The organism is Bradyrhizobium sp. B120 (assembly GCF_049075665.1).
Lineage (GTDB): Bacteria > Pseudomonadota > Alphaproteobacteria > Rhizobiales > Xanthobacteraceae > Bradyrhizobium.
This window is the reverse complement of sequence record NZ_CP185242.1, coordinates 894,581-913,437: the sequence shown is the minus strand read 5'-3', so window position 1 is coordinate 913,437 and position 18,857 is coordinate 894,581. Positions and strand designations below refer to the sequence as shown.

Here is an 18,857-nt window from a genome sequence, read left to right as displayed (position 1 = left end):
CGTCCGGCGCACCTGGGTTCGATCAATCCGTGCAATAACATAGCCACTCAACCTGAGGCGGCCGCGGCGGTCTACTTCTTGGGCCGCTCTACTTCTTCGCCGGACGGACCGGCGCGGAGAGCTGCTCGGTGCGGTCGCGCTCGGTCATGTCGACCACGGTGCCCATCGGCGCGGTGAGCTCATAGACGTAGGAGACGTCGGTAAAGTAGCGCTTCGCGGTGCCGCCGAGGGCCTCCGGCGCGACGCGGTCGAGCAGGATCAGGCCGAAATCACTGTCGGCCCGCCGCGTCGCCTGGCTGGTGTTGAACTCTTCCCAGCGGAAATGGAACACCGCGTCCGCATCCTCGCCGGCGACCTCCCAGTTGGCGACGATGTGCGGATGCTTGCCGACCAGCGACAGCCCTTCGTCCGAATGCGAGGCGAGCTCGAAGAACAGCAGCGACAGCGATTGCGCGGCGCGGGCGCTGACGGTGATGTCGGGACCGTTCACCGCGATCCGGTCGGCATGCGGAATCGCGCGAGATTCGAACAGGCCCTTCAGCTTGACGCCCTGCCACTGGCTCTCGCTGAGCAGCGTGACGACGTTCGACATCGCGTGGATGCGCCCGATCAACAGTTCGCGCGCGACGTCGATGTCGGCGCCGTGCCGCAGCGTGCGGGTCACGATCGACTGGATCACCGCGAGGATGTTCTTGACCCGATGGTTGAGCTCGTCGATGACCGCAGTCAGCCGGCGCTCGAAGCCGATCCGGACCTCGATCTCGCGGCTGAGGCGCAAATTGTTGTAGGCGACATAGCCGAACAGGCCGCAGACGATGCCGGTCAGTGCGAGGCCGATCGCCGCGACGATGGTCGCGGTCTGCTGCGCACGCACCGTGGCGTTGCTCTTGGCGTAGTAGTCGAGCGACCAGTCCCGGCCGCCGAACGTCACCGTGCGCACCATCGACGGCAGCGGGCCGTCCTGGCGCACCGCGCGCGAGGTGACGATGCCCTGCTCGTTGGCGGTGAACTCGTCATTGGAATCGCGCGGGTCCTTCAACGCCACCGCGAACAGCGAGGAATCGTCGTTGGTCAGCATCAGCGACGACAGCTCGTAGGAAAAGGTGATGAAGCCGGCCGGCTCGGACCCACCCTCCTGGAACACCGGCGCGGCGAGCACGACCCCGACCGGGCCGTTCTGCCGCAGCAGCGGCACCGGGTCCGAGGCCACGGGCTTGGCGTTCTCCAACGCCCGCGCCAGCATCGGACCGACCACGGAGTGGCGGTCGAACGCGCGGCCCGGGATGCTCAGGGTCTCCGGATTGCGCGGCTCGACGTCCATCAGCACGTTGATGGGCTTGTCGAGCGCCTTGATGTCGAGCGCCTGGTCGTCGAAATCGCGGATCGAGGGATTGGTGAAGCCGGCGGCCTTCAGCTCCGCCTCGGCCGCGGTCAGCTCGTTCGGCTTGAGCCGCGCGATCCAGGCGGCGACGACGAAATCGGTCTTGAAGGCGTAGATCGCCGAGCGCAGCGGCTGCAGCATATTGGCCTTCACCATCGACGGGGTCCGGAACAGTCCCGAGGCCACCCGCGCCAGCAGCTCGCGCTCGGTCAGGCGGTCCTGCACCAGGCTGGCATGGACGTCGATCGCCCGCGCCAGCGCGATCCCGTCGATTGCGAGCTCCTGATCGTGCACCCGATAGGCGGCAAGACCGGAGAGCAGAACTCCGATCAGCGCAATCAATGCAACGATGAAGCCCAGTCGAACCACACGCTTACTCGGCAATCAGGGGGTGGCGAAAGGGGACGGTAGGCATCTGGCTTCTGCGGGGGCGGCGACAAATCAGGGTGCGATGAACGCCAGCCGCAAAGGAATATGGAATAGCGATCATCGGTACGCAACAGGAGCCGGTCGGCAACATTAACGACGACGCCATCCGGCGGTCTTTGGCGGCACCAAAGGTTGCTAATCGTCAAAGTTGGAAATTGTTCCGGCGATTGCGCAGCTTTTTTGCGGCGGGGTGCGTGCCCTTCCGTTCACCGTCACCCTGAGGAGCGCGAAGCGCGTCTCGAAGGGTGAACGGCCCCGGTGGCCGTGCATCCTTCGAGGCTCGCTCCGCTCGCACCTCCAGCGACAAAGGCGAAGCCTTTGCGCGGGGGATGCCGGGACTGGCCGCCGCTGCCACAATGATTAACGTCAGCCTGCCTTGGCCGCCTTGCCCGGGCCTTGCGACCGAAGGCCACCCTTGGTCTCGATGAAGCTGATGATGCGGTCGAGGCCCTCGCTCTTCTTCAGATTGGTCATCACGAAGGGCCGCTCGCCGCGCATCCGCCTGGCGTCGGTGTCCATCTTCTCCAGCGACGCACCGACATGGGGCGCGAGGTCGATCTTGTTGATCACCAGAAGGTCGGATCGCGTGATGCCGGGGCCGCCCTTGGACGGGATCTTGTCGCCGGCGGCGACATCGATGACGTAGATCGTCAGATCCGCCAATTCCGGCGAGAAGGTCGCAGCCAAATTGTCGCCGCCGGATTCGATCAGCACCAGATCGAGATCGGGGAATTTCGCCCGCATGTCCGCGACCGCGGCGAGGTTCATCGAGGCGTCCTCGCGGATCGCGGTGTGCGGGCAGCCGCCGGTCTCGACGCCGGCGATGCGATCCGGTGTCAGCGAGCCGGAGCGCACCAGAAACTCGGCGTCCCATTTGGTGTAGATGTCGTTGGTGATCGCGGCGATGTCGTAACGCTCGCGCATCGCCTTGCAGAGCAGGTCCATCAGTGCGGTCTTGCCGGAGCCGACCGGACCGCCGACGCCGACGCGCAACGGGCCATGAGAAGTTGCCATATCAGGTGCTCTTTCCTAGTCGTCCCTGCGAAAGCAGGGACCCATAACCACTGAATTGAATTGTTGCGACGCGCTGGGGCCGCAGCTCTGCACGACCACAAGCGCCTGTGGTTATGGGTCCCTGCTTTCGCAGGGACGACGGCTGAGGAGGCGGACGCCGCGCCAACATCGTCGCTCGATCGCGCATCATGACCGGAACAGCCTCGTATACTGCGCTTCGTGACGCAGGCTTGCGAGGTCGGCGCGAAAGGTCGCGCTGCCGAGATCGTCAAGCGAGGCCGCGTTGGCCCGCGCCGCCGTTGCGGCAACGACCGGCTCGAGACCGGCCAGCACGCGCTGGCTGTCGGTCTGCCCGAGCGGGATCAACCGGCTGCCTGCGGAAATCCAGTTGGAGAGCACGGCATGCAGGAAGGCATGCAGCGACGGCGCCAGGCGGATGCCATGCGCAGCGCTGACGACGCCGACCGCGACCGGGTACACGATCGGCCCGTCGCAGGCCGCGATCATCGCGTCGAGGCCGGACGAATTCCAGGCCGCGCGGGCGATCTCGATGAAGGCGCGCCCCTGCGTCGTGGTCTCGAGTTGTCGCTCCCGCGACGGCACGAAGGCGGCCGCGAGCTCGGCGATCTCCTTCAATCCGGCGTGGCCGGGCTCCGACGCCGCGCGATGGCTCTGCGCGAGGAACACGGCGTCGCAAAAGCCGCTGCCGTCGGTGAGCATCGCCGCGAGCCAGCCGCGCAACGACGCGGCATCGGTGATGTCACCGGCCTCGACCGCCCATTCGATGCCGCTGGAATAGGCGAACGCCCCGACCGGGAAGGACGGCGACAGCCACGTCATCAGCCGGTACAGCGCCGCCGCCTCGTCCTCCGCTATCCCGCCGCGCACCGCAGCGGGATCAGGCTCATTTGTGGTCATGAGCATGGGAGTGGTCGTGGTGATGATGGGCATGGTCGCAATGCTCATCATGATGATGGTGCCCATGGTGATGTCCATCGCCGTGATGGTGACCATGATCGTGCGCGTCGCCATGGGCATGATCGTGCCCGGCGTGACCATGCGCGGGTGCGTCGGCATGGGCGTGCTCGGCATAGGCGCCGCCTTCGGGATCGAATGGCGCCTCGATCTCGATGACACGGGCCCCTAGCCCCTTCACCATCGCCTCGATCACGTGATCCCTGCGAATGCGCAGGCCCTTCGGCATGATCTGCGTCGGCAGATGGCGGTTGCCGAGATGCCAGGCGACCCGGATCAGATGATGCGGATCGCTGCCGCGGATTTCCGCGAGCGGCTCGGGAGCTGCGACCACCTCGACGAGGCGGCCGTCCTCCAGCACCAGCGCGTCGCCGCCGCGCAGCGCGACGGCATTTTCGAGATCGAGCAGGAATTCGAGCCCGCGCGTCCCTGACATCGCCATCCGCCGCCGATGCCGGTCGTCGAAATCGAGCACGACGGTGTCGGCTGCCGCTTCGGTCCAGCGATGCTGTCCCAGGACTTTGGTTGCGCGGATCATCGATTGCCTCAGATCTTCTGAACCTTGGCGTCGCTGATGATCTCGATCACCGTCGGGCCGGTCTTCATTTCGGCAGAATATTCGCGCCACACCTTGATGTGCGGCGCCTTGCTGTGCGCGGTCAGGTCGTCGCGGGTCTCCCAGCGTTCGACGACCACATACAGGTTGGGATCGTTGACGCTGACATGGCCCTCGTAGGAGAGGCAGCCCTTCTCCTTGTGGGTCTCGGCGATGCACGCCTTGTGTCCCCTGATGAAGTCGTCCTTGTTCTCAGGCTTCATCGGCGTGGTGGCGATGACATAGATCATGGTGTTTCTCCCGTTCTTGTTCTTGCTTCAAGCGCGAGGGTCGCGCTCGAAGCCTCCTTTTTGTTTGAGCATGATCTTTCCGGAAAACCGCTTCACACTTTTCCGGATCATGCTTTAGCGAACGTCGACCTTCTCGGGCGTGATCACCTCGATCTTCGGCGGCGCGGCCATGCACTTCACCGCGACCCGGCCGAAGGTCTTCATGTGCTCGGCGGTACGATGCGGCACCAGCGCCTCGGCGTTCTCCCACTGCTCGACGAACACCATCTTGCTGTGGTCGGTGACGCTCTCGTGCAAGTCGTAGGCGATGTTGCCGGGCTCCTTGCGGGTTTCCTTGATGCAGGCCGTCGCCGCAGCGATGAATTCGGCGCGGGTCTCGGGCTTGATGGTCAGCGTGGCAACGACGTAAATCACGGAAATTCCTCCCGGTTTTCTGTTCTGGCTTTGGATACCGGGACGGGTTTTAGAACATAAAGTAGCGCTGTGCCATGGGCAGCACCTCGGCCGGCGCGCAGGTCAGGAGCTCGCCGTCTGCGCGTACCTCATAGGTCTCCGGATCGACCTCGATCTTGGGCGTCGCATCGTTGTGGATCATGCTCTTCTTGGAGATCTTTCCGCGGGTGTTCTGCACCACGTAGAGCTTCTTGCCGATCCCGAGCTTGCGGGCGAGGCCGCCGGTGACCGCAGCCTTCGAGGTGAACACCACAGAGGACGCGGTCAGCGCCTTGCCGAAGGCGGCGAACATCGGCCGGTAATGCACCGGCTGCGGCGTCGGGATCGATGCGTTGGGATCGCCCATCGGAGCTGCCACGATCGAGCCGCCCTTGATGATGCAGTCCGGCTTGACGCCGAAGAACGCCGGCGACCACAGCACCAGATCGGCCATCTTGCCCTTCTCCACCGAACCGATCAGCTTCGACACGCCATGCGCGATCGCCGGGTTGATGGTGTATTTGGCGATGTAGCGCTTGACGCGGAAATTGTCGTTGTCGTTGCCCTTGTCCTGCGGCAGCGCTCCGCGCTGCTTCTTCATCTTGTCGGCGGTCTGCCAGGTGCGGATGATCACCTCGCCAAGCCGGCCCATCGCCTGCGAGTCCGACGACATCATCGAGAGCGCGCCGAGATCGTGCAGGATGTCTTCGGCTGCAATTGTCTCCTTGCGGATCCGGCTCTCGGCGAAGGCAAGGTCCTCGGCGATCGACGGATCAAGGTGATGGCACACCATCAGCATGTCGAGATGCTCGTCGATGGTGTTGCGGGTGAACGGCCGCGTCGGGTTAGTCGAGGACGGCAGCACGTTCTTCAGGCCGGCAATCTTGATGATGTCGGGGGCATGGCCGCCGCCGGCGCCTTCGGTGTGGAAGGCATGGATGGTGCGGCCCTTGAACGCCTTCACAGTGTCCTCGACGAAGCCGGACTCGTTCAGCGTGTCCGAATGCAGCATCACCTGAACGTCGTAATCGTCGGCCACCGAGAGACAGGTGTCGATCGCCGACGGCGTGGTACCCCAATCCTCGTGCAGCTTCAGCGCGCAGGCGCCGCCCTTGATCATCTCGACCAGCGCCGCCGGGCGCGAGGCATTGCCCTTGCCCGAGATACCGAGATTGACCGGGAAGGCGTCGAACGACTGGATCATCCGCCCCATGTGCCACGGGCCGGGCGTGCAGGTGGTGGCGAAGGTGCCGTGCGACGGGCCGGTGCCGCCGCCTAACATCGAGGTGACGCCACTCATCAACGCGTGCTCGATCTGCTGCGGGCAGATGAAGTGGATGTGGCTGTCGAATCCGCCCGCGGTGAGGATCTTGCCCTCGCCCGCGATCACGTCGGTGCCGGGGCCGATGATGATGGTGACGTTGGGCTGGATGTCGGGATTGCCGGCTTTGCCGATCGCGGCAATCATGCCCTCCTTGATCGAGACGTCGGCCTTCACGATGCCCCAGTGATCGACGATCAGCGCGTTGGTGATCACGGTATCGGCCGCGCCCTGCGCGTTGGTCACCTGCGACTGCCCCATGCCGTCGCGGATCACCTTGCCGCCGCCGAACTTCACCTCCTCGCCATAGGTGGTGAGGTCCTTCTCCACCTCGATGATCAGATCGGTGTCGGCGAGCCGCACCTTGTCGCCGGTGGTCGGGCCGAACATGTCGGCATAGACGGAACGTTTGATTTTCACGGACATGTCAGCCCCCAGTTTCAGCCAGCGCGGCCTTGGCGCGCACGATGGTGTCATCGAAAATGCGGTCGAGCCGCGGATTGATCCCCCGGCAACCGGCAACCACCTTGTCGGCCCAGGCCGCATAATCGGCGAGATCGTCGCGCTCGTCCTTGCCTGGATACGGCACGATCCGCGCGCCGATATTGCTGACCTTGTCGGCGGTCTTGATCAGCTTGGCGCCGGGCGACTTGTGCGGAGCGTCCTCGATCTGCTTTTGCCGGCGCACGGCTTTCGGCAGACTCATGTCGTCGGTGCATTCGACCACCAGCGCGGCCACGCGTTCGCTGAACTTTTGCGCGAGCTCCTCGCGCGTGGTCTCGGTGTCCTCGATGGTGTCGTGCAGCCAGCCGGCCGCCACCAGTTCGGCATCGGCGCCATCGGTCACCTGCGCCAGCAGGTTGGCGACCTCGGCGAGATGGTTGATGTACGGCTCGCTTCCCCGCCCCTTGCGCGCCATGCCGTTGTGACGGCGCGCGGCAAGCTCGGCAGCTTCGGAGACCATGCGGAGCGCGGGAAGCATCAGATTGCGGCGCTCCCGTCGCAATTGCGATTGGTATGGCATCGAGAAATAATTTCTGCCGGCGCTCGGGGCTTACCCCTCTCCCCAACCCTCCCCCGCAAGGGGGGAGGGAGCCTGAAAAGCGTGCTCACCTCAAATCGTGTAGGGAGTTCTCCACCTCGCATCACAGCTTCTCCGCTCCATCAAGATTAGATGTAAGGGAGGCATCGGTGGAAGGGTTCCCTCCCCCCTTGCGGGGGAGGGTTAGGGAGAGGGGTGCCGCTTGCTCCGCCGCCTGAAGGATCGCAAGAGCGACACCTTCGAGATTTTTCAGCACATCGTTGTTGGTGAAGCGGAGCACGCGATAGCCGCGCGACGTGAACCAGGCGTCTCGTCGCTCGTCGTGACGAACTCGTTCATCGAAATCGTGGCTTTCGCCATCAACTTCAACAACCAGCTTGCAAGAATGTGCGACAAAATCCGCAACGTAATTGCCCATCGGAACCTGTCGACGAAAATTGAGGCCGGCGAGGCGATCGGCCTTGGTGTGCCGCCACAGCAGCGTCTCCGCGCGCGTCATCGCACGGCGGAGCTGCTTGGCGCGATCGCGCTGAGTGTCGCTCACTTGAGTGTGCGGCATACCCCTCTCCCCACCCTCCCCCGCAAGGGGGGAGGGAGCCTGACCGGAGTGCTCACCTCACTATCGACCATCACCATCACACTCGCCGCTTGGATTACAATCACAACTTCCCCTTCACCTCGGCGCGGAAGCCGTAGATCACGCGCTTGCCGGCGAGTGCCACGAGGTGGACGTCGCGGGTTTGGCCGGGCTCGAAGCGGACGGCGGTGCCGGCGGCGATGTCGAGGCGCATGCCGCGGGCTTTCTTGCGGTCGAATTTCAGCGCCGGGTTGGTCTCGAAGAAGTGGTAGTGCGAGCCGACCTGGATCGGGCGGTCGCCGGTGTTGGCGACCGACAGCGTCACGGTCTTGCGGCCGGCATTGAGCTCGATCTCGCCGTCCTTGATGAAGAGTTCGCCGGGGATCATGTCGCGCTCCTATCGGATCGGCTCGTGCACGGTGACGAGCTTGGTGCCGTCGGGGAATGTCGCCTCGACCTGGATGTCATGGATCATCTCTGGGATGCCATCCATCACCTGCGCGCGGGTCAGGACCTTGGCGCCGGCCTGCATCAGCTCGGCGACGGTGCGGCCGTCGCGTGCGCCCTCGACGATATAATCGGTGATCAGCGCCACCGCTTCGGGATGGTTCAGCTTGACGCCACGCTCGAGCCGGCGGCGCGCCACCATGGCCGCCATCGATACCAGGAGCTTGTCCTTTTCGCGGGGAGACAAATTCATGCGAGCACTCTGATGATCTTGAAAGGATTAGTTGAGCCACAGCCGCGGCAGCGGCACGGCGGAGGCGCGGCCGAGCACCGCCATCATGTCGGCGCGCAACCGGGCCGCATCTTGGGCACAGAAGCGCGCCATTGCAAAGCCATTCCAGGCGGAGATGCCGACCTCGGCGCCGAAGCCGTCGGACGCCGCACGGATGCGCTCGATCAGTGCCTCGTCGCCCGGCACGATCAGCGCGGTGCCGATCGCGCAGCCGCCCCCCGCGATCGCGGGCCTTGCCAGCTTCTCGCCGATCTCGCCGTCGAGGCGGATGGTCTCGGCAAACACCAGCCTGCCGCCGCGCCGCATCCGCCAGCGGTCGACGAACTCGCCATGGCGCATGGTCTCGCCCATCGCAGCACGGCCGAACACCACGATCTCGCACAGCAAAAGCGAGGCGCCCTCGGCCAGGTCGATGTCGAAGCCGCGATGAATACGGGCCCGGTCAAACAGGATGGTCTCCTGCGGCAGCCAGGAGAGATGGGCGCCATCCGCGACCTTCAGCGCGATGTCGAGCCGCGCCGCGGCGCCGGGGGCACGGTAGACCTTTTCCGCGGCCGCCGTGGTCAGGGTCAGGCGGGCGCCCTCTCCGGCTGAGATCGCGATCTCGAAGCGGTCGCCGCCGGCAATGCCGCCGGCGGTGTTGACGAACATCGCCGACAGGCCGTCGTCCTCCGGCGACGGGAAACGGACGCGCAACGAGCCAGACTCATGCAGGTCGCCGCGGCGGGTGGCGCCATCCTTGCGATGCACGCCGAACCTGACCGCGCCCTGGGCGCGGTTTGCCGCAAACGTTGCCGCTGCAGCGCCTGCGATCCCGGTCCGCATTCCCCCGACGCTCCCTTAACCCACGCCGCGCGAGGCGGCGTCACAGCCTGTTCACAACGCCATCTGGCGGCTGATCTCGGCGGGATCGAGGTTTGCGCGGTCGCAGGCATATTTCACCGCACCCCGGTCCATCACGGCAAAACTGTCGCCGAGTTCGCAGGCAAAGTCGAGATATTGTTCGACCAGCACGATTGCGATGTTGCCGAGGTTGCGCAGGTAGGAAATCGCGCGGCCGATGTCCTTGATGATCGAGGGCTGGATGCCCTCGGTCGGCTCGTCGAGCAGCAGGAGCTTTGGCCGCATCACCAGCGCGCGGCCGATCGCAAGCTGCTGCTGCTGGCCGCCGGAGAGGTCGCCGCCGCGGCGGCCCAGCATGGTCTGCAGCACCGGAAACAGCGAGAACACGTCGTCGGGGATGTTGCGGTCCTCGCGCTTGAGCGGGCCGAAGCCGGTCTTGAGGTTTTCCTCGACCGTCAGCAATGGGAAGATCTCGCGGCCCTGCGGCACGAAGCCGATGCCGCGCCGCGCCCGCTCATAGGGCTTTAGCGCGGTGATGTCCTTGCCGTCGAAATTGATCGCGCCGGAGGCGATCGGATACTGGCCGACCATGGCGCGCAGCAGCGAGGTCTTGCCGACGCCGTTGCGGCCGAGCACGCAGGTGACCTTGCCGGGCTCGGCGGTCAGCGACACGCCGCGCAAGGCCTGCGCTGCGCCGTAATAGAGGTTGATGTTGTCGACCTTCAGCATCGCCTAGCGCCCCAGATACACTTCGACCACCCGCTCGTTCGACGACACCTGGTCGATCGAACCTTCGGCGAGCACCGTGCCTTCGTGCAGGCAGGTCACCTTGACGCCGAGCTCGCGCACGAAGGTCATGTCGTGCTCGACCACCATGATGGTGTGGTTCTTGTTGATCTCTTTGAGCAGCTCCGCGGTCAAATGGGTCTCGACATCGGTCATGCCGGCGACCGGCTCGTCGACCAGCAGCACCTTGGGATCCTGCGCCAGCAGCATGCCGATCTCGAGCCACTGCTTCTGGCCGTGCGACAGGCTGCCGGCGAGGCGGTTGCGCGCATCGGTCAGGCGGATGGTCTCCAGCACCTTGTCGATGCGCTCGGACTCGGCCTTGCTGCCGCGCCAGAACAGCGTGCCGCGCACGGAATGATCGACATTGAGCGCGAGCAGCAAATTGTCCTGCACGGTCTGGCTCTCGAACACCGTCGGCTTCTGGAATTTGCGGCCGATGCCGAGCTCGGCGATGCGGGTCTCGTCGAGCCGGGTCAGGTCGACGGTGCCGTCGAACAGCACAGTGCCCTCGTCCGGCTTGGTCTTGCCGGTGATGATGTCCATCATCGTGGTCTTGCCGGCGCCGTTCGGGCCGATGATGGCGCGCATCTCGCCGGGCGCGAGCGTCAGCGACAGATTGTTGATGGCGTGAAAGCCGTCGAACGAGACGTGCACGCCGTCGAGATAGAGCATGGCTGAAGTGGCGCGGGTATCCATGACGTTCATCTGCCTACTCCGCCAGGTTCGGTGCGCCGACGCCGTCTTCGCGCGCGGCACTGTCCTTGTCGGCCGCAAGAGCCGCGCTGCGCCGCGTCTCCCACCAGCTGTTGAAGGTGCCGACGATGCCCTTGGGCAACAGCAGCGTGACCAGGATGAACAGCGCGCCCAGCATGAACAGCCAGTACGGCGCGAGTGGCCCGGAGGTGAAGAACGTCTTGGCGTAATTGACAACGACGGCGCCGAGCGCGGCGCCGATCAGCGTGCCGCGACCGCCGACCGCGACCCAGATCACCGCCTCGATCGAATTGCCCGGCGCGAACTCGCTCGGATTGATGATACCGACCTGCGGCACGTAGAGCGCGCCGGCGACGCCGGCCATGCAGGCCGACAGCGTGAACACGAACAGCTTGTAGGATTCGACGCGATAACCGAGGAAGCGGGTCCGGCTTTCGGCATCGCGCACCGCGATCAGGACCTTGCCGAGCTTCGAGGTCACGATTGCGCGGCAGATCAGGAAGGCGATGATCAGCGCCAGGCAGCTCAGCAGGAACAGCGCGGCACGGGTGCCTTCGGCCTGCACGTTGAAGCCGATTATGTCCTTGAAGTCGGTCAGGCCGTTGTTGCCGCCGAAGCCGAAATCATTGCGGAAGAACGCCAGCAGCAGCGCATAGGTCATCGCCTGCGTGATGATCGACAAATACACGCCGGTGACGCGCGAGCGGAAGGCGAGCCAGCCGAAGCAGAAGGCAAGCAGGCCCGGCACCAGCAGCACCATCAACGCGGCGACCCAGAACTTGTCGAAGCCGTACCAGTACCAGGGCAGCTTGTCCCAGTTCAGGAACACCATGAAGTCGGGCAGGATCGGATTGCCGTAGACGCCGCGGCTGCCGATCTGCCGCATCAGGTACATGCCCATGGCGTAGCCGCCGAGCGCGAAGAACGCGCCGTGGCCGAGCGAAAGGATGCCGCAATAGCCCCAGATCAGATCGATCGAGAGCGCGAGGATGGCGTAGCAGACATATTTGCCCCACAGCGCCACCAGATAGGTCGGCACCTGGAACATCGAGCCCTGCGGCAGCAGCAGGTTCGACAGCGGGATCAGCACGCCGACCGCGGCCACGAGCAGGACGAACGCGGTCGCGGCGCGGTCGAGCGAACGGGTCAGGATATGCGGCGTCATGCTTCCACCGCCCGGCCCTTGAGCGCGAACAGGCCGCGCGGCCGTTTCTGGATGAACAGGATGATCAGCACCAGGATCGCGATCTTGCCGAGCACCGCACCTGCCACCGGCTCCAGGAACTTGTTGGCGATGCCGAGCGTGAAGGCGCCGACCAGCGTGCCCCAGAGATTGCCGACGCCGCCGAACACCACGACCATGAATGAGTCGATGATGTAGCTCTGGCCGAGATTCGGGCTGACATTGTCGATTTGCGACAGCGCCACGCCGGCTATGCCGGCGATCCCCGAGCCGAGGCCGAAGGTCAGCGCGTCGACGCGCGAGGTGGCGATCCCCATCGAGGCCGCCATGCGGCGGTTCTGCGTCACCGCGCGCATCTCGAGCCCGAGCGCGGTGTAGCGCAGCATCGCGAGCAGGATGGCAAACACCGCGAGCGTGAAGCAGAGGATCCAAAGCCGGTTATAGGTGATGGTGATCTGGCCGAGCTCGAAGGCGCCGCTCATCCAGGAGGGGTTGCCGACCTCGCGGTTGGTCGGGCCGAACGCGGTGCGCACCGCCTGCTGCAGCACCAGGGACAGGCCCCAGGTCGCGAGCAGCGTCTCCAGCGGGCGGCCGTAGAGGAAGCGGATGATGGTGCGCTCGATCACGACGCCGATGAGGCCCGCGACCAGGAAGGCGAGCGGCACCGCGATCAGCAGCGAATAGTCGAACAGCGCGGGATAGCGGGTGCGGATCACCTCCTGCACCACGAAGGTGGTGTAGGCCCCTAGCATCACCATCTCGCCATGCGCCATGTTGATGACGCCCATCACGCCGAAGGTGATGGCAAGCCCGATCGCGGCGAGCAGCAGCACCGAGCCGAGCGACAGGCCGTACCAGGCATTCTGCACCATCGACCACATCGCGAGACTGCTCTGGATCGAGGTGACCGCGGTAGCCGCCGCCTTGGCGACCGACGGCGGCTGGTCGCCGAGCCCGGTGAGCAGCGCCAGCGCCTCCTGGTCGCCGCGGGCCTTGACCACGGCGACGGCGTCGAGCTTGTCGCTGTCGGATGCATCCGGCTTGAACAGGATGATGACGGCGCGCGCCTCGGCGAAAGCCTGCTTGATCGATTTGACGCTCTCCTTGGCGAGCGCGCCCTCCACCGTCGGCAGCAGGCTCTCCTCGTGGCTCTTGAACACCGATTGCGCAGCCGCGAGCCGCTTGACCGGATCCGGCGACAGCAGCGTCAGGCCGCCGAGCGCGGCCTCCACGGTGCGGCGCAGGCGGTTGTTGAGGCGAACGGCAGCGGCATTGTCGGGCAGCTTGTCGACCGCCGCGCCGGTCGCGGCGTCGACGATCTTGCCGTCGGCCTGCGTGATGAAGACCTTCTTGCTGTCCGGATCGGCCGACAGCCGGCCGTCCTGCAGCGCGCTGATGATGGGCGAAGCCAGCGCGTTGCCCGATGCGGCGACTTCGCCGATCGCAGCCTCGGTGTCGGAGAACTCGTCATTGGCGAATTTGGCGACCGAATCCTCGAACGGGCCGGCCAGCGCCGGCACAGCAAGGCAGCTCAGCAGCAGGATCGAGAGAAACAGAGTGCGAAAGCGATCAATACAAATAGCAAACACGTCAGTACCCCGGCAGGAGTGGAGGAGAAGGCGGCGAGCGATGCCGCCTTCTCCGGTGTTGGAAGGTTGTGTTGTGTCGTTAGGTCAGGAGTGCCCGATTACGAGCCCTGGCCGCCGCACTTGTTGGTCTTGGTGTTGTAGTTGCCGCACTTCTTGCCGACCCAATCGCCGATCAGGTCCTTGGAGCCTTCGAGCTCCTTCGACCAGGCGTCGCCGGCCACCAGGCCCGGGGTCTTCCAGACCACGTCGAACTGGCCGTTGCCCTTGATCTCGCCGATGAACACCGGCTTGGTGATGTGGTGGTTCGGCAGCATCTTCGAGGTGCCGCCGGTCAGGTTCGGCGCCTCGGTGCCGGGAAGCGCGTCGATCACCTTGTCCGGATCGGTCGACTTCACCTTCTCGACCGCCTTCACCCACATGTTGAAGCCGATGTAGTGCGCTTCCATCGGATCGTTGGTCACGCGCTTCGGATTCTTGGTGTAGGCCTGCCACTCCTTGATGAACTTCTCGTTCGCCGGGGTCTTGATCGACTCGAAGTAGTTCCAGGCGGCGAGATGGCCGAGCAGCGGCTTGGTGTCGATGCCGGCGAGCTCTTCTTCGCCGACCGAGAACGCGACCACCGGGATGTCGGTCGCCTTGATGCCCTGGTTGCCGAGCTCCTTGTAGAACGGAACGTTGGCGTCGCCGTTGATGGTGGAGACCACGGCGGTCTTCTTGCCGGCCGAGCCGAACTTCTTGATATCGGCCACGATCGTCTGCCAGTCGGAGTGACCGAACGGCGTGTAGTTGATCATGATGTCGTCCTGGGCGACGCCCTTCGACTTCAGATAGGCTTCCAGGATCTTGTTGGTGGTGCGCGGATAGACGTAGTCGGTGCCGGCCAGCACCCAGCGCTTCACCTTCTCGTCCTTCATCAGATAGTCGACGGCGGGGATCGCCTGCTGGTTCGGCGCCGCGCCCGTGTAGAACACGTTGCGCTCGGATTCCTCGCCCTCATACTGCACCGGATAGAACAGGATGTTGTTCAGCTCCTTGAACACCGGCAGCACGGACTTGCGCGACACCGAGGTCCAGCAGCCGAACACGACCGCAACCTTGTCCTTGGTGATCAGCTCGCGGGCCTTTTCGGCAAACAGCGGCCAGTTCGACGCGGGGTCGACCACGACGGCCTCGAGCTTCTTGCCGAGTACGCCGCCCTTCTTGTTCTGCTCGTCGATCAGGAAAAGGATCGTGTCCTTCAGCGTGGTTTCGCTGATGGCCATGGTGCCCGACAGCGAGTGAAGAATACCAATCTTGATGGTGTCGTCGGCCGCTTGGGCGGGCGCGAACGGCGAGGACGCAGCCAGACCCAAAACCAGGCCGGCGGTCGCCGCGAGCGCGCGGCGGCGGGTCATCGTCGTTATTTTGTGAGTAAGCTGAGTAAGCATGAAATGTCGTCTCCCTGACGCAGGCGTGGAACGCTTGCGAACGGCCGCTTGGCCGCCTGCGGTTAAGGGAATCGCAAGAACTGTGCCACGGTGTGTGGGCACCGTAAGTCGATGAACCAACTGGATAATTTCATGAGTTCCGGGCAAATACGGAAACCGATTGCCCAATCATTGAGCCGTCAACTTGACTGCCGAAAGAGCAATCAGATTATTTTGTAGGCAAAATTGCCTTCTTGGCTAAATTTCCGGCACCGATTTGTGACAGTTTGCGCGATGGTTCGGCGCATTCGGCGCACCAATCCCGACGATATCATCTTGAAACCGCCCAGTTCCTGGTCCATATGCTGGCCATGCCCGCGACATCGCGGTGCCTTCGCGAGCTGCGTGTTCAAGCTGCCCCAAGCGGCTTCTGGCTCGCCTTTCAGCTAACCCAGCTTGACGCCCCAGACACGCGGGTGTCCCCGAATGCTTTCATGCGATTCCGGCCGATACTGGCCGGGACGATGACGGCTTTTATGGAAAGAACCACCTTTTGACCTCCTTTCAGGATTTCGGCCTCGCCGATCCCATCGCCCGCGCGCTTCGAGAAGAAAACTATCTCACGCCGACCCCCATCCAAGCCCAGACCGTCCCGCTCGCACTTGCCGGCCGCGACGTCGTCGGCATCGCCCAGACCGGGACCGGCAAGACCGCGTCGTTCGCGCTGCCGATCCTGCACCGGCTGCTCGAGAACCGCATCCGCCCGCAGCCCAAGAGCTGCCGCGTGCTGGTGCTCTCGCCGACCCGCGAGCTGTCCGGGCAGATCCTCGACAGCTTCAACACCTATGGCCGCCACGTCCGGCTGTCCTCGACGCTCGCCATCGGCGGCGTGCCGATGGGCCGCCAGGTCCGTTCCCTGATGCAGGGCGTCGAGGTGCTGGTCGCCACCCCCGGCCGCCTGCTCGATCTCGTGCAGAGCAACGGGCTGAAGCTCAACCAGGTCGAGTTCCTGGTGCTCGATGAAGCCGACCGCATGCTCGACATGGGCTTCATCAACGACATCCGCAAAATCGTCGCCAAGCTGCCGATCCGGCGGCAGACGCTGTTCTTCTCGGCCACCATGCCCAAGGACATCGCCGAGCTCGCCGAGGCGATGCTGCGCGACCCGGCCCGCGTGGCGGTGACGCCGGTGGCCTCGACGGTGGATCGTATCGCCCAGCGCGCGATCCAGGTCGATTTCGCGGCCAAGCCGACGGTTCTCGCCCAGCTTCTGAAGCAGGAGCAGGTCAATCGTGCCCTGGTGTTTACCCGCACCAAGCACGGCGCCGACAAGGTGGTGAAGAGCCTTGCCAAGGCCGGCATCGAGGCCAATGCGATCCACGGCAACAAGTCGCAGAACCACCGCGAGCGCACGCTGGCGGCATTCCGCTCCGGCGAGATCCGCACGCTGGTGGCGACCGACATCGCCGCCCGCGGCATCGACGTCGACGGCGTCAGCCACGTCGTGAACTTCGACCTGCCCAACATCCCGGAAACCTACGTCCACCGCATCGGCCGCACCGCGCGGGCCGGCGCAGACGGCATCGCGATCTCGCTGGTCGCCGGCGCCGAGGAGATGGGCTATCTGCGCGATATCGAGCGGCTGATCCGGATTACCGTGCCGCGGGAAGACCGCCGCACGCAAGGCAGCTCTGGCAGCCGCGACGCCGCTGCGCCGGCGCAGGCCCCCCACCCGCATCGGGGCGGCCGCTCTGCGCCGCGCGCGCATAATGTCCGTGGGAATGAGGCCGCTCCGAGTGCAAAAGGGCCTCGCCGCCGCCGCCGCGGAGGTGGTAATAATGGCGCGCCGCAGACGAGCCGGGGCGAGTCGCCGCGTCCGTCGCAGGCCGGCAACAGCGAAGGCATTCAGGGCGTCGCCTTCTTGCATCGCGAGAGCCGGCCGAATCCGCAACCCAACCGCAACAACCGACCGAAGCACTAGCCGTCGCTCGATCTGGAGAACCATATGGCTAAGGAAGAGCTGATCCAGTTCGAAGGACTGGTGACCGAAATCCTCCCCGACGCTCGTTACCGGGTGCAACTCGATGCCGGACACGAGATCGTCGCCTACACCGCCGGCAAGATGAAGAAAAACCGCATCAAGACGCTGGCCGGCGACCGCGTCACGATCGAAATGTCGCCCTACGATCTCGAAAAGGGCCGCCTGATTTTCCGGCACAAGGACGAACGTCCGAGTGGCGCACCCGGCGGTCCGCCGCGGGGCGGCGCACAGCGCGGCGGCCAGTTCCGCCGCCGATAGGCTGGACATTGCAACCGTTGGGCGCATGACGTCCTGACGTCCTGCGCAACAATTGGCCGGCGGCTGCGCCGGCCAAAAAATCGCGCACGTCAGGATTGTTTTGAACCCTTCTATCGAATAATATCCTACCCATCGATTTTCGGCCGGACGACATTAGCCAATACCGGTACAGCCGGTTCAGACGCTGACGACCCTTCCAAAAATTCGATCTCACCACCCCGCCGACTAGCGGGTCTTGAACTTGTATATCTGAGAAGGGACTACCCACGTGAGCATGGGAACCGTGAAGTGGTTTAACGCGACCAAGGGCTACGGCTTCATCCAGCCGGATGAAGGCGGGAACGACGTGTTCGTGCACATCAGTGCAGTCGAGCGCGCCGGCCTTGGCACTCTGCGTGAAGGCCAGAAGATCTCCTACGAGATCGTTGCTGACCGCCGTTCCGGCAAATCCTCGGCCGACAATCTCCGCGCCGCTGGATAAGCCGATTTCCCGGGAGCGCGAAGCTCCAGGAAATTGCCGTCAAAGCATCAAGGGCCGCACCTCCGGGTGCGGCCCTTTTTGTTTGGATCGCGTCTTTGGCAGACGCAGCCTGGCTGCGTTTTCTTCACGCGAACCGGCGTCCGCTTCGCTCGAAGACGCCCTAGTAAGTCGAGCAGGTCGTCGGCATGGTGGCGGAGGTCGGGGCATAGAACACACAAACCGACTGCCGCGGCCGCGTGAAGGCAACGTCGCTGAAATTGATGCCGGCCTTGGCCATCACATAGCCGATCGTCGGAACGTATTTGTAGCTCACTTCGCTGAAGATCAGATAGGTGCCCGAAACCAGCAGCGCTGACGGAACGACGCTTGTGACAATGTCACCCTGGCTGCGGCTTGAGGCCGTCAACGTGGCCTGCGTGGCGCCCGAGGCGATCGTCCCCGCCTTGCTCCACTGGATATGCGCGATGTTGGAGTTATCGACGTAGATTTCCGACAGCGTGACTTTGGTCGGTGACGGATCGTAGGGCGTCATGATGCCGACGCTGGCGCTGAAGAAATTCTGCAGGTCGGCATCCACCACCTGCGTCGCCTGCGAGGTCAGATCCGACGCGGCGCGCGCCATCAACGTGACCTTGCGGTCGACCGCGACACCGGATGAAAACTCGACGGTGCCGAAGAACATCACCAGCATCAGCGGCATGATGAAAGCGAACTCGACGGCGGCGAGGCCCCGGCGGTCACGCCCGAGAGCGACGACAAAGCGCAGCAAGGCCGCGGGCAGGGTTTTCATGACTTTG

At 64.6% G+C, this 18,857-nt stretch carries 21 protein-coding genes; 3 read left to right on the top strand and 18 right to left on the bottom strand.

Features of this window, described 5'->3' with window-relative positions; genetic code table 11:
• Nucleotides 1-88: 88 nt before the first annotated feature.
• From ACOIX3_RS04240 to urtA, 17 genes are all read right to left on the bottom strand, one after another.
• Nucleotides 89-1,750: a CHASE domain-containing protein gene (locus ACOIX3_RS04240; RefSeq protein WP_420968530.1), complete on the bottom strand. Its 1,662-nt coding sequence runs from the start codon at nucleotides 1,748-1,750 to the stop codon at nucleotides 89-91.
• Between the two features lie 426 nt (nucleotides 1,751-2,176).
• On the bottom strand, nucleotides 2,177-2,824 hold the full coding sequence (gene ureG / locus ACOIX3_RS04235) for an urease accessory protein UreG (protein WP_420968529.1): 648 nt from the start codon (nucleotides 2,822-2,824) through the stop codon (nucleotides 2,177-2,179).
• Between the two features lie 186 nt (nucleotides 2,825-3,010).
• Nucleotides 3,011-3,748 (bottom strand): urease accessory protein UreF, encoded by a 738-nt coding sequence (locus tag ACOIX3_RS04230; protein ID WP_420971970.1) that lies wholly within the window; start codon nucleotides 3,746-3,748, stop codon nucleotides 3,011-3,013.
• A complete protein-coding gene (locus tag ACOIX3_RS04225; RefSeq protein WP_420968528.1) occupies nucleotides 3,729-4,337 on the bottom strand; it encodes an urease accessory protein UreE in 609 nt (202 codons plus the stop codon). The genes ACOIX3_RS04230 and ACOIX3_RS04225 overlap by 20 nt, the downstream gene beginning before the upstream one ends.
• Before the next feature lie 8 nt (nucleotides 4,338-4,345).
• Entirely contained in the window at nucleotides 4,346-4,645 is a 300-nt protein-coding gene (locus ACOIX3_RS04220) for a putative quinol monooxygenase (protein ID WP_420968527.1), read from the bottom strand.
• Between the two features lie 114 nt (nucleotides 4,646-4,759).
• On the bottom strand, nucleotides 4,760-5,059 hold the full coding sequence (locus tag ACOIX3_RS04215) for a putative quinol monooxygenase (RefSeq protein WP_024581875.1): 300 nt from the start codon (nucleotides 5,057-5,059) through the stop codon (nucleotides 4,760-4,762).
• A gap of 49 nt (nucleotides 5,060-5,108) precedes the next feature.
• Nucleotides 5,109-6,824: an urease subunit alpha gene (ureC, locus tag ACOIX3_RS04210; protein WP_420968526.1), complete on the bottom strand. Its 1,716-nt coding sequence runs from the start codon at nucleotides 6,822-6,824 to the stop codon at nucleotides 5,109-5,111.
• A gap of 1 nt (nucleotide 6,825) precedes the next feature.
• Entirely contained in the window at nucleotides 6,826-7,380 is a 555-nt protein-coding gene (locus ACOIX3_RS04205; RefSeq protein WP_420968525.1) for an HD domain-containing protein, read from the bottom strand.
• Between the two features lie 163 nt (nucleotides 7,381-7,543).
• Nucleotides 7,544-7,999 carry an endonuclease domain-containing protein gene (locus ACOIX3_RS04200; protein ID WP_420968524.1) on the bottom strand — a complete coding sequence of 152 codons (456 nt, stop codon included), beginning with the start codon at nucleotides 7,997-7,999 and terminating at the stop codon, nucleotides 7,544-7,546.
• Nucleotides 8,000-8,099: 100 nt separating this feature from the next.
• Complete coding sequence (locus tag ACOIX3_RS04195; protein ID WP_038387566.1) at nucleotides 8,100-8,405, bottom strand: urease subunit beta; 306 nt, start codon at nucleotides 8,403-8,405, stop codon at nucleotides 8,100-8,102.
• Nucleotides 8,406-8,414: 9 nt separating this feature from the next.
• The gene (locus ACOIX3_RS04190) at nucleotides 8,415-8,717 is read right to left on the bottom strand and encodes an urease subunit gamma (RefSeq protein ID WP_063695274.1); all 303 of its coding nucleotides are present in this window, start codon (nucleotides 8,715-8,717) and stop codon (nucleotides 8,415-8,417) included.
• Between the two features lie 27 nt (nucleotides 8,718-8,744).
• Nucleotides 8,745-9,581: an urease accessory protein UreD gene (locus ACOIX3_RS04185; protein ID WP_420968523.1), complete on the bottom strand. Its 837-nt coding sequence runs from the start codon at nucleotides 9,579-9,581 to the stop codon at nucleotides 8,745-8,747.
• A 51-nt stretch (nucleotides 9,582-9,632) separates the two neighbouring features.
• Nucleotides 9,633-10,328, bottom strand: coding sequence for an urea ABC transporter ATP-binding subunit UrtE (gene urtE, locus ACOIX3_RS04180; protein ID WP_420968521.1), 696 nt, complete (start codon nucleotides 10,326-10,328; stop codon nucleotides 9,633-9,635).
• A 3-nt stretch (nucleotides 10,329-10,331) separates the two neighbouring features.
• Nucleotides 10,332-11,093 (bottom strand): urea ABC transporter ATP-binding protein UrtD, encoded by a 762-nt coding sequence (gene urtD / locus ACOIX3_RS04175; protein ID WP_050405363.1) that lies wholly within the window; start codon nucleotides 11,091-11,093, stop codon nucleotides 10,332-10,334.
• Nucleotides 11,094-11,097: 4 nt separating this feature from the next.
• A complete protein-coding gene (urtC, locus tag ACOIX3_RS04170) occupies nucleotides 11,098-12,267 on the bottom strand; it encodes an urea ABC transporter permease subunit UrtC (RefSeq protein ID WP_420968520.1) in 1,170 nt (389 codons plus the stop codon).
• Nucleotides 12,264-13,859, bottom strand: coding sequence for an urea ABC transporter permease subunit UrtB (gene urtB / locus ACOIX3_RS04165; RefSeq protein WP_420971969.1), 1,596 nt, complete (start codon nucleotides 13,857-13,859; stop codon nucleotides 12,264-12,266). Before urtB ends, urtC begins: the two co-directional genes overlap by 4 nt.
• 113 nt (nucleotides 13,860-13,972) lie before the next feature.
• Entirely contained in the window at nucleotides 13,973-15,301 is a 1,329-nt protein-coding gene (urtA, locus tag ACOIX3_RS04160) for an urea ABC transporter substrate-binding protein (RefSeq protein ID WP_223966545.1), read from the bottom strand.
• A 532-nt stretch (nucleotides 15,302-15,833) separates the two neighbouring features.
• On the opposite strand from urtA, the gene ACOIX3_RS04155 reads away from it, so the two are divergent.
• From ACOIX3_RS04155 to ACOIX3_RS04145, 3 genes are all read left to right on the top strand, one after another.
• Complete coding sequence (locus ACOIX3_RS04155) at nucleotides 15,834-17,261, top strand: DEAD/DEAH box helicase (protein WP_420968519.1); 1,428 nt, start codon at nucleotides 15,834-15,836, stop codon at nucleotides 17,259-17,261.
• Nucleotides 17,262-17,285: 24 nt separating this feature from the next.
• Nucleotides 17,286-17,579 carry a translation initiation factor IF-1 gene (gene infA, locus ACOIX3_RS04150; RefSeq protein ID WP_016842649.1) on the top strand — a complete coding sequence of 98 codons (294 nt, stop codon included), beginning with the start codon at nucleotides 17,286-17,288 and terminating at the stop codon, nucleotides 17,577-17,579.
• A gap of 268 nt (nucleotides 17,580-17,847) precedes the next feature.
• Entirely contained in the window at nucleotides 17,848-18,060 is a 213-nt protein-coding gene (locus ACOIX3_RS04145; RefSeq protein ID WP_016842648.1) for a cold-shock protein, read from the top strand.
• 160 nt (nucleotides 18,061-18,220) lie between these two features.
• On the opposite strand, the gene ACOIX3_RS04140 is transcribed toward ACOIX3_RS04145, so the two are convergent.
• Nucleotides 18,221-18,850 carry a TadE/TadG family type IV pilus assembly protein gene (locus ACOIX3_RS04140; protein WP_420968518.1) on the bottom strand — a complete coding sequence of 210 codons (630 nt, stop codon included), beginning with the start codon at nucleotides 18,848-18,850 and terminating at the stop codon, nucleotides 18,221-18,223.
• Nucleotides 18,851-18,857: the final 7 nt, after the last annotated feature.